Consider the following 11,459-nt stretch of genomic DNA (forward strand, 5'->3'; position numbering starts at 1 on the left):
AGGGCGACGGAATTTGAATAGCGCAATAACACATGCTGTTCACTTGTGGTAAGTGTTAATATTTTAGTCACCTGATTTAATAGGAAATGGTATTTATCATTTAATAAATACCATTTCACTATCACTGACAATTACTTATGTCCCCACGGAGCGGGTGGCAAAGGTTGTGGCTGAGTTAGATCAAAATCCACTTTAAAATCGCGGTTTTCACGGGTGAGTTGATAGCTAAACATCGTTGGCGTTATCGCCATATGCCACACATTCGTCACAGACTGAGTCAGACCATTTTTCATAAAGTTATCAATTGATTCTTTATCAATCGGAAATGACTGTTTTTGATTTGTCCCTTCATCTACAGTATCACCGCCATACATGGTCACAGCATCTTCGCTGCCATCTTGATGTCGATGATCGTGTTTTAGCCTAAGGCCTTGGGATGTCTTTGTCAGCACCCAAGTACGTGAGTGGTCATCACCCACATGGAAAGGAATTTTTAGCTCAGTATCAGTGCATTCACGCACATGCATCACTAACGGCTTACCACTAAATGCCGAATCGGCGCTATCACCTGATACCACTTTGCCCGCAAAGGCTTGCCCACAGTGGCTCGCTATTTGCGCAAAAAACGCATCCTGTGGCTTAACAGTGTTAGCGAGTGAGGGCGTGACCAGTAATGATAGCGTTGTGAGCCCAAGGCTCTGAAGGATAATGCTGTTTTTCATATTGTTCTCCATTTTTGATGAAAAACAACTTAGCACAAGGGAATAAATTTAAACTGAATTTCCCTTGTGCTCGTGGTGTGGATTACCAACCAATGTAAGTACGAGAACGATTGCCGAGGCGCTTTTTAATAAACCGTGCCGTAATAATACTGCCCACCATGAGGAATATGAAAATCCCCGCAGAAAACAGCACGCTAGTCACCCAAGACCCAGGTGGTAAACGGTAACGTAATAGTTTAGTGACCACACCAATCAGCATATCGAAAAGTGGATGGATAAAGAAAATGGCAAAACTCATCTCCGCTATCTCTATCAGCCAAGGTAAACGGCTGCGCCCCGAAAGCCACTCACAGAAATTCAGTGCTAATACACACAAACATAACTTTTGGATAAATTGCCAATCGACACCATTATATTCAAATGGCGCTTTATGATAGTTACCAATATGCCCCACTATATAGCTCTGCTCAACCAAACTCACGACTAAGAAAATGATCGCTAATCCAGTGATTATTCCTCCAAAGCGTGTCACAAGATGTTCATCTTGTGAATATAGAATGCCTATCAAATAGAAGGGCATAAAATACACCATAGAATGAATAAAATTGACGTTACCTATGGGGCGATGCAGATAAATAGCCACCACACAACTCAGTACAAAGAGTGTCCAGCGCATCGACTGTGAACACCGGATAAACCATAAAAATACGGGCGAGAATAGAAAAACCGCCATAATGAAGGGGATATACCAGTGGGGATAGAGGATATAACCATTCCTCACGGTATAAAAGATACTCAATAGCACATTATCGAGCGGTTGTTGCTCCATGAATATCCAGCGCAAGCATAAGAAAAATAGGCCGACAAAGGACACGATTAAAAAGGGATAAAGTACATTATGTACTTTATTTTTCATAAACTTACTATAATCAAAATCTTTGTAGAAAATACGATGAAAAAAATAGCCAGAGATAAACACAAACAGTGCAGTGCCTCCCCTGAGTAAGTTTTCTAATAGCAGTGGAAACCCTTGTCCAGAGTTATAAACACTGTGACCAAGTACGATTAAGATAATCGCGATGCCACGCATATAGGTAAATTCGAGTTGGTTTTTTCTCATTATTAATTCATCGCACAGTAGAGAGTTCGCCCCTCAACAACACTTGCAGAAACCCTGATTGTTCCATGGATTTCCAGTTCATTGAATACTAAATACTGCCCCTCGCGCTGGAAGGGAAATGCTAAAGGTAACAGAGTTGCGGCTTCAATGCCCTCACAATAATTCTGTAGAGGGACATCCAATAGTGGACTACCATTAACATTTAAGTTGCTGAATTGTGAACTCATCCCTAAATAAGCTTGTGTCATCTCCCCTTGATAGGGCACCACGTAAAAGCCTGAGCGCACATCCCCCACATCGATAAAACTACTGCTATCACTCACACTTGGCATCACGAGTAAAGGCACTTTTGGGTCCTGAATATCCTTAAGCAACTGCGCTAATTTCTGATGTGTTGCAGGATAATAGGCCAACATATTCTGTAAATTTTTTTTCTGCGCACTCTGTTTTTCAACGGGTGGCACTATCGGCTTCACACGATTAAGCAACAGATCTACGGCTAACATGCCTGACATAACCGATTCTTTCCACACATAGGGATCTTGATTGATATCTAATAATATGCCCGCAATAGCGCCAATATTTTCCGCCTCAGCAGCCCATCCACCCAGCATCTTTTGTTGTTGATAATAATTATGAACATACTGCAACAACAGCTTTTGGTAACCCAAGTAGGATTGATTTTGACTTAACAAGCGTGCGCCTGCCACTAACTCGATATACTTAGCGCTGCCTTCCACGAGATCATTTAAATACCCCGCCCTATCCTCGTTAGGTGCAATTTGACGCCATAGCTGTAGCCAATAGGCGGCATAACCCAGTTGTACAGACTGTTGCTCGGGTTGCATTAACGCCACCATCAAGGCATTAAATAACTGTAAGCGGTAATAGCGAGCGTCAAGATTGAGCGGAAAAACCTCACCTTCATAACGGCGTCCTTCTTCTAATATTCGCCATTCCGACTGAGCATAAAAATGAAATGCTTCGTGTAAGCTATTACCCGCCCAAACTAAAAAGGATAAATCGGTGATTTTTGTGTCAGCAGCAAATTGAATTGTCGGCGCTTCAAACTGAATTAAAACACCTGGTAGCCCCTGATATTGTGGAAATCCAAAGTTGACTGATAATCCAGAATGCAAGTTAACAGATTCTAACACGCTGTTATCTTGGATGATCTCGCCTCCTGGTTGGCGTAACCACACATTGCCACCATAGCTAAACAGATGGACTTTATCCTCAAGCCTAAATCCCGGCCACAGTACTTCACTCTGGCGACTACTTTGAGTCATATAATCGAGGTATAGACGGGCAAGTTGTTCTGGAGATGCCTTATCAGCAAACGCGGGGATTGCAGCGGCGACACCTAAAAACCATAGGAGCACCACCATCATATTTTTCATTTCTTGGCCTAAACACACACAATGAGTTCACAAAACAGCGTTAGCATATAGCGCAATTAAGCAATAGTGAAACATTTGCAAAAAAATAATTCCCCTTTAACACGCTAAAATTCACACCGAATCAGTAACTGCTAATAAAATCATATTTTTACCGTAAAATATTCGTGTTACAAGCCATCGCAGAATACTTAACTTTTAGCATTAGGTGACTCATCCCCAAACCAAAGTGCCAGTTTATCTGCTGCGAGGGATTTCACTTCATCATCAATATATAGAGCCACCATAGTCAAAGCAGCAGCGAGAGCGCCTAAATCGTCGGTAAAGCCAACTAAAGGTGTCAAGTCAGGGATCGCATCCAAAGGCGAGATAAAGTAAGCCAAGGCCCCAAAAATCACAGACTTAGCCCACTTAGGTGTATTCGGCCTTTGCGCGGCATAATAGAGCCATAGAGCGCGCTCAATGACATCCTTGCCCGCCTGACGGCTAAAGAGTTTGATTTTGCTCCAAAATCCCGTTTCAGTAAATTGCTCATCCGCCATGATATTCTCTCCAATAATATAGCTCTCACAGTGTACGACGATTTAGCACTGGGAACAGTGCAAAATAGTAACCTAAATACCAGTCAAACACTTACAACATAAAAAATGATTGAAATCAGTATACTGCTGCCTCTAAGTCAACGAGCACCATTTACGTCAAGCTAATCACGATATTAGGCACAAATGACAAATTTCAGATCTTTCCCCTCAAATCTAAGAATAAATCTAAGAACATTATCACTTTTAATAGGTAAAGATGATTTTATAAAGAATATTTATGCATAACAATTCAAATATGGCATGCGCTATAAATGATGTTCACCATTGTAGTAGTCATTTAATTATAATTAGAAAAATATCATTAAATGTTTTATGCAATATTTAATACTATAATGCATTAAGGATATTTACATTTGTAATTTAGATAATGGTACTTAAGGACGATTGACTGCACTTAACAAATACAAAAATAGATGAAATAAATAATTACACTTAATTAAAAACAAGACACTGATCATATTTTTATTTATAACACACAGATAAACTCTATACCGTAATAAAACGTTTCTATCATTTTCTCTAAGTCATAATGGAGTTGTATATGAAGAGGAAATCTAAAATTATGGCGCATATCCGGCGCACACGACATATCATGATGCCTAGTCAACGTGATTATTTCGACCATTCATTTATCTTTCTCCGCTGATCCTAGCGCAGGTAGTAAACTAAGTAACAGGTCTAAAGTGGTATTGTGCCAACTTACGTAGGCACCTATCATACTGTATTAACTTAGTTTGTTATCTCGCACCCTTATCAAAGCATTCTTTTATTAGTGCAGATTTTCTGCGGCTACTCTATTCACGCATCCAATAAAATATATTTCAAATAATATTTTATTTAGCGTATTACGTATAGCCACATCTAAGCTGCGCATGGAATAGCTATATCTAATTTTTATGCCATTAATATTTTTAATTAGGTATAGGCACTGTTGTATCCGTCATTCCGCAGCTAATTCCAGAATTTAAATAGTGTGATCTGGCGATCAGCTTTTCATAAAAACTACGACACCATCTTGACCGCGATCGACAGTTTTGATCTATTACTGCTATTTGACGGTCTCAAAATATGTCTACCCATCCTGTTATTAAACGCTTAGATCACCTTGGTCTCATTGCCGCCTTTTGTCACGAAATTGGCCTGCCACGGATGATAGATGCCGTTATCCCAAAATATTCTGACCACAATGTTTCTCATGGTGACGCGGTATTGGCCATGCTCCTAAATGGACTTGGCTTTCATAGCAGAACACTGCACATGTTCTCGGACTTTTTTAAGACCAAGCCTGTATCTAAGCTACTCGCCAAAGACATTGAAGCACACCACCTGACTGATGATGTACTAGGCCGCACATTAGATGCTCTATACGAAGCCGATGTCTCAGCGCTCTATCAGGTTATTGCTGAGCGTGTTGTTGATAAACTGGGCTTGACGACCGATTCTGTTCATCTTGATATCACTAGCTTCCACGTTGATGGTGAGTATGCACAAGATGAAAACACCAACGTGATTAAGCTTGTAAGAGGTTATAGTCGGGATCATAGGCCAGAGCTTAACCAAGTCGTGCTTGAACTCATCTGTGAAAACCAAGCAGGTATTCCTGTTTACATGCAAGCACTGAGTGGTAACACCAATGATGCCAAGGCATTCGCTGAAGTCACTAAAAGACACATACATTGCCTAAAAGCCGCGCAAAATAGTCGTTACTTTATCGCTGATGCCGCTTTGTACACCGAAGAAAGCATCTCCTCGCTAGATGAGCAAAATCAAAAATTCATTACCCGTGTCCCCATGACCATCAAGCTCGCAAAACAAGCACTACTTGCGCTAGAGCCAGAGCAATTAAGCACTATCGGTCATGGCTACTCAGGATGTTGGATAGACTCGGATTACGGAAAGGTCAATCAACGTTGGTTGCTCGTTCACAGTGAACAGGCCACCAAGCGGGAAGAAATCACTTTCTTCAAGAACTTAGAGAAAAACATAGCAAAAGAAATCAAAGCGTTGGAAAAGCTAAGTAAAAAACCATTCGCTTGTGAAGTTGACGCAGAATTAGCGTTTAACGATTTCAAGAAACAATGTGACTTACTTGGGTTTGAACAAGGCACTCTCATCAAACAGCCGACTTACTCTCATTCGGGCCGCCCAAAGACAGATGAAGCACCGACAGGATACCAATACTTTATCGAAGCCGCCCCCTTCACCGACCTAGAAAAAGTAAAACTGGCTAAGCTCAAAGTAGGCATGTTTATCCTCGCGACGAATGACACCGACAATGAAGCACTCACCATGGCGGCTCTTCTAGCACATTACAAATCGCAACAAAAAGTCGAGCGCGGCTTCCGTTTTCTAAAAAGCCCTGAGTTTTTAACCTCTTCCATCTTCTTGAAAAAGCCTGAGCGCATTGAAGCGTTGCTAATGATAATGACGTTGAGCTTGCTTGTTTACGCTAGTTTAGAACACAAAATCAGAGAACAACTCGCACAAACCGAAGCGTTCTTCCCAAGTATGGTAAAGAACAAGACGACCTCCAGACCGACGGCACGTTGGGTCTTCTTGCAATTCGAAGGCATAGATACGCTAGAGATTAACGGCCAAAGGTTCATCACTGGACTTCAAGATCACCAAACACAACTACTCAAATTACTCGGTAGATTCTATGAGGTAGTTTATTCCTAAATTAGCTGCGGAATGTCGGTTGTATCCAAATTATTTAGTAGCAAAAAGGAAATTAACTATGAAATCATTAAAAGTAGCCGCTAGCTTATCTGTCAGATCTTGTTTCGATATAGACAGAGAAGTCGTCAACGTATTAACCACTGATTTTTGCGATGTAGGTGCGGCTGTTGTCTCTGTTGATGATGTTAGAAATGGTATTGTTGAAAAGATTAAAAATACCGGATTAAAACTACCGATTTTCGTTTCAGTTTGCTGTGAAGAAACCTTCCCAGATGATGTATGCTCATCAATTACTGGGGTATTTGAACTCTGCGGAGATAACACTGACTTCTACGGAAAACAGGTGGAAACTGCGGTTAATAAATATGAGCAAGCTTTATTACCCCCTTTCTTTGGGACACTCAAAAAATACGTCGAAATGGGCAACTCCACCTTTGCTTGCCCTGGCCATCAAGGTGGACAATTCTTCCGTAAACACCCTGTAGGCCGTCAGTTCTTCGACTTTTTTGGCGAAACTATTTTCCGTGCTGATATGTGTAATGCCGACGTTAAATTAGGCGACCTACTCATCCATGAAGGTGCGCCGCTGGATGCACAAAAATATGCGGCTAAAGTGTTTAATGCCGATAAAACTTATTTCGTACTCAATGGGACTTCTTCTTCCAATAAAGTGGCCACTAATGCGTTATTAGCAAAAGGGGATTTAGTACTCTTTGATCGCAATAACCATAAATCGAACCACCATGGCGCGCTAATTCAAGCGGGTGCAACACCGATTTATTTAGAAACAGCACGTAACCCCTTCGGTTTTATTGGTGGTATAGATGCCCACTGTTTCCAAGAATCTTATTTAAGAGAACAAATTCGTGAAGTTGCCCCAGAACGCGCCGATGAAAAACGCCCATTCCGGTTAGCGATTATCCAACTGGGTACCTACGACGGTACTATCTATAATGCTCGCCAAGTGGTTGATCGTATTGGTCATCTATGTGATTACATTCTGTTTGATTCAGCTTGGGTGGGCTATGAACAGTTTATTCCCATGATGAATGACTGTTCACCACTACTGCTCGAACTGACGCCAGAAGATCCTGGTATTATCGTGACGCAGTCTGTACACAAACAACAAGCAGGCTTCTCACAGACCTCACAAATCCATAAAAAAGATAAGCATATCAAAGGCCAAGCGCGATACTGTAACCATAAGCGTTTCAATAACGCCTTTATGATGCATGCCTCAACCAGCCCCTTCTATCCTCTGTTTGCGGCGCTGGATGTGAACGCAAAAATGCATGAAGGAGCAAGCGGTCGTTATCTGTGGCGCGAAGCGGTAAAAGCGGGTATCGAAGCACGTAAGCTATTGCTTAAAAAGTGTAAATATATCAAACCATTCGTGCCAACCATGATCGACGGTCGCCTATGGCAAGAATATGAAACCGAGCAAATGGCCGACGATTTACGCTTCTTTGAATTCGAACCCGGTCAAAAATGGCACTCCTTCGACGGTTATGAAAAAGGCCAATATTTCGTTGATCCTTGTAAATTCCTGTTAACAACTCCGGGTATTGATGCCGAAACGGGTAAATATACTGAGTTTGGAATTCCCGCGACTATTTTGGCTAACTTTTTACGGGAAAATAATATTATTCCAGAGAAGTGCGACTTAAATTCGATTTTATTCCTGATGACACCCGCAGAAGATATGGCAAAAATGCAACATTTAGTGTCGCAAATATCCCGCTTCGAAAAATTAGTTGATGAAGATGCACCATTATCCGAAGTCTTACCTAATGTTTATAACGCCAATAAAGCCCGTTACAAAGATTATACTATCCGCCAACTCTGCCAAGAAATGCATAATCTTTATGTCAGCCATGATGTAAAACAATTGCAAAAAGAAATGTTCAGAAAAGCACATTTCCCAACTAAGGTAATGGACCCTCAAGAAGCTAATCTTGAATTTATTCGCGGTAAAGTAGAACTAGTCCCACTCTCTCAAATTGAAGGTCGTATCGCTGCCGAAGGTGCGCTGCCATATCCACCAGGAGTGCTATGTATGGTTCCAGGTGAAATATGGGGAGGTGCTGTACAGCGTTATTTCTTAGCCCTTGAAGAAGGTATCAACTTATTACCCGGATTCTCGCCAGAGTTGCAAGGTGTTTATCTCGAAAACACCGCCGAAGGCAAAATCCAAGCATTAGGTTATGTATTAGCTAAATAACAGTTTTTGACTGCAGAGTTAATTAACCCCGCTCTGCAGTCAATCTCATCTCTCTAAAATGAATTATATAATTAGGTCATTATTATGAGTAAATCAGAGAATAAAATTGGTGTTGTCCAATTAACGATTATCACCATAGTCAATATGATGGGTTCAGGCATTATTATGTTGCCAACCCAATTAGCCCAAGTGGGAACCATTTCAATTTTATCTTGGCTCGTCACGGCCGCGGGCTCTACGGCGCTGGCCTTTGCCTTTGCTAAGTGCGGTATGTTCAGTAAAAAATCCGGTGGTATGGGCGGTTATGCCGAGTATGCCTTTGGTCGTTCAGGTAACTTTATGGCCAACTATACCTATGCGGTTTCACTATTAATTGCCAATGTCGCGATTGCTATTTCGGCCGTAGGTTACGCCGCGGTATTGCTTGAGGTTAACCTAAGTCCTATCGCCATTTGCCTTGCGACGATTGGTGTGCTTTGGTTAGCGACAATTGCAAACTTTGGTGGTGCCCGCATTACAGGCCGCGTGAGTAGCGTAACAGTTTGGGGAATTATCATACCTGTGATTGGTGTGTCTTTAATTGGCTGGTACTGGTTTGATATTGACCTCTATAAAGGCGCTTGGAACCCGCATGATATGCCATTCTTTAAAGCACTAGGCGGCTCTATCGCAATGACATTATGGGCTTTCCTTGGTTTAGAATCAGCCTGCGCAAACTCTGAAGCGGTTGATAATCCAGAAAAAAATGTACCCATCGCCGTTATGGGAGGGACATTAGGTGCGGCGATAATCTACATCGTTTCCACCAACGTCATTGCCGGTATTGTACCAAACGCTGAGCTTGCTATGTCGAATGCGCCATTCGGTTTAGCTTTCGCGCAAATGTTTAATCCTGTGGTCGGAAAAATCGTGATGGCCTGTGCCATTATCTCTTGTACTGGATCGCTATTAGGCTGGCAGTTCACTATTGCCCAAGTGTTTAAAGCCTCAGCCGATGAAGGATTCTTTCCAAAAATATTCTCTAAGGTCAGCAAAGCCGATGCGCCTATTTGGGGTATGACAATTATCGTTTCAATTCAAACTATGTTGTCATTAATGACCATTAGTCCCTCACTGAGCAAACAGTTTGAAGCCCTTGTCAATCTTGCTGTCGTCACCAATATTGTGCCCTACATTTTATCGATGGCCGCCCTAGGTATTATGCAAAGACAGCTTAAAGTGCCTGCGAATAAGGCCCGTGTTGCCAACGTCATTGCCGTGATTGGTGCCCTATATAGCTTCTATGCCCTTTATAGCTCCGGTGAAACAGCAGTAATGCTTGGTGCAATAGCGACCTTCTTCGGTTGGACTATCTACGGTGTTATTTCAAATAAAACCCCAGTCGCTGAGGCGCGCCCAGTGTGAACACCCGACGACAGTGTCTATGTTCACCCCCTAACGAATAGCGCCCTTAACATCAATACTCAGGGACCATAGGCTGTAAATCCTATGGTCCCCTAACTAACCCTTGCTTATTTTCGGTGAAATTATGAATAAGACTTGCATCGCCTTAGTGCTTCCCGTGCTGTTGACCGCCACCAGCAGCCAAGCAATTGAACTATATAAAGACTCAAAAAATTCATTAGATTTGAGTGGCTGGCTTGGATTTGCCGCATTAAATGATAGCCATGATACTTCCGTTATTGACGATTTATCCCGTGTACGATTTAGCTTCGAACGCAATGAAAAACATGGTTGGACGGCTTTTGCGACGACCGAATGGGGTATCAATATGGTGTCTAGCGATGACAGTCTAGTGATGCAAGGCGGTAAACTCGCTGCAGAAAAAAACGAAGATTTCCTCTATAACCGTTTAGGTTATGTCGGTATGTCCCACGATGAGTGGGGGAGCCTAAGTTTTGGTAAGCAATGGGGCGTATATTACGACATCGCAGGCACCACAGATCTACCCAACGTCTTTGCAGGGTACAGTGTTGGCGCCTATGCCTTTAGTGATGGTGGATTAACAGGAACAGGCCGAGCTGACTCCGCATTTATCTACCGCAATACGCTCGGCCCAGTGCACATTGCCCTGCAATACGCCGCCAAAACCAATGGGGATATCGTCCTTAAAAATGCCGATGGCAGCGAAATGGCAGACTCTGAACTCAATTTCGACAGCAGCTACGGTGCCAGCCTGACCTATTCGGTAACGGACAAATTTAAGCTGCTGGCGGGCTTTAACCGCGGTGATTTTGACGGCCACCTAGGTAATACCCAAGTTGATGAAACAAATAAGATTGTCGGTATTAGTGCTATGTACGGTGATTATTATCACTATGCCGAAAATCGCGAAGCAAGTGGCCTCTATGTCGGCTTTAACGCCCATCAAAGTAAAAACAATGAACTAGTGGATGGCGAACTTTACGATGCGACTGGCGTCGAGCTAATGACGGCCTATCAATTTGATAATGGCTTTGTACCTATGTTGGTGCTCAGTTATTTAGATTTAGATACAGATGCAACCACACCTATCCAAGGTAAATGGACCCGCCAATTTGCCATGTTAGGACTGCATTATCGCTACAGTAACGACACTGTGATGTTTGCCGAGATGAAACTGGATTTTAGCAAAATGGATGACGCTGCACTCGAAGCGCTGGAAGACAACGGCTTTGCGGTGGGGATTAACTACTTCTTCTAGCCATTTTTCAAAAACACTCGCGCGAGTCCAACCTA

9 protein-coding genes are annotated in these 11,459 nt (G+C 42.4%); 5 read left to right on the forward strand and 4 right to left on the reverse strand.

All coding sequences use genetic code 11. The features are described from left to right. Positions 1–131 precede the first annotated feature (131 nt). The 4 genes from SPUTW3181_RS19800 to SPUTW3181_RS19815 all read right to left on the reverse strand — a co-directional run bounded on the left by SPUTW3181_RS19800 (position 132) and on the right by SPUTW3181_RS19815 (position 3,781). On the reverse strand, positions 132–722 hold the full coding sequence (locus SPUTW3181_RS19800) for a hypothetical protein (RefSeq protein ID WP_011791047.1): 591 nt from the start codon (positions 720–722) through the stop codon (positions 132–134). 82 nt (positions 723–804) lie between these two features. Next, positions 805–1,842 (reverse strand): acyltransferase family protein, encoded by a 1,038-nt coding sequence (locus SPUTW3181_RS19805; protein WP_011791048.1) that lies wholly within the window; start codon positions 1,840–1,842, stop codon positions 805–807. A 2-nt stretch (positions 1,843–1,844) separates the two neighbouring features. Then, positions 1,845–3,242 (reverse strand): hypothetical protein, encoded by a 1,398-nt coding sequence (locus tag SPUTW3181_RS19810; RefSeq protein ID WP_041408265.1) that lies wholly within the window; start codon positions 3,240–3,242, stop codon positions 1,845–1,847. Positions 3,243–3,430: 188 nt separating this feature from the next. Next, positions 3,431–3,781 (reverse strand): YkvA family protein, encoded by a 351-nt coding sequence (locus SPUTW3181_RS19815; RefSeq protein ID WP_011791050.1) that lies wholly within the window; start codon positions 3,779–3,781, stop codon positions 3,431–3,433. A 622-nt stretch (positions 3,782–4,403) separates the two neighbouring features. Between SPUTW3181_RS19815 and speFL the strand changes: the two genes are divergently transcribed. The 5 genes from speFL (at position 4,404) to SPUTW3181_RS19840 (ending at position 11,424) form a co-directional block, all read left to right on the forward strand. Beyond that, positions 4,404–4,487 (forward strand): leader peptide SpeFL, encoded by an 84-nt coding sequence (gene speFL, locus SPUTW3181_RS22370; RefSeq protein ID WP_224022194.1) that lies wholly within the window; start codon positions 4,404–4,406, stop codon positions 4,485–4,487. Between the two features lie 422 nt (positions 4,488–4,909). After that, a complete protein-coding gene (locus SPUTW3181_RS19825; RefSeq protein WP_011787758.1) occupies positions 4,910–6,520 on the forward strand; it encodes an IS1634-like element ISSpu7 family transposase in 1,611 nt (536 codons plus the stop codon). A gap of 58 nt (positions 6,521–6,578) precedes the next feature. Continuing rightward, a complete protein-coding gene (gene speF / locus SPUTW3181_RS19830; RefSeq protein ID WP_011791051.1) occupies positions 6,579–8,741 on the forward strand; it encodes an ornithine decarboxylase SpeF in 2,163 nt (720 codons plus the stop codon). Positions 8,742–8,825: 84 nt separating this feature from the next. Further along, a complete protein-coding gene (gene potE / locus SPUTW3181_RS19835; RefSeq protein WP_011791052.1) occupies positions 8,826–10,145 on the forward strand; it encodes a putrescine-ornithine antiporter in 1,320 nt (439 codons plus the stop codon). A gap of 124 nt (positions 10,146–10,269) precedes the next feature. Further along, the gene (locus tag SPUTW3181_RS19840; protein ID WP_011791053.1) at positions 10,270–11,424 is read left to right on the forward strand and encodes a porin; all 1,155 of its coding nucleotides are present in this window, start codon (positions 10,270–10,272) and stop codon (positions 11,422–11,424) included. Positions 11,425–11,459: the final 35 nt, after the last annotated feature.

The sequence above is a fragment of the Shewanella sp. W3-18-1 genome (assembly GCF_000015185.1).
Taxonomy (GTDB): domain Bacteria; phylum Pseudomonadota; class Gammaproteobacteria; order Enterobacterales; family Shewanellaceae; genus Shewanella; species Shewanella putrefaciens.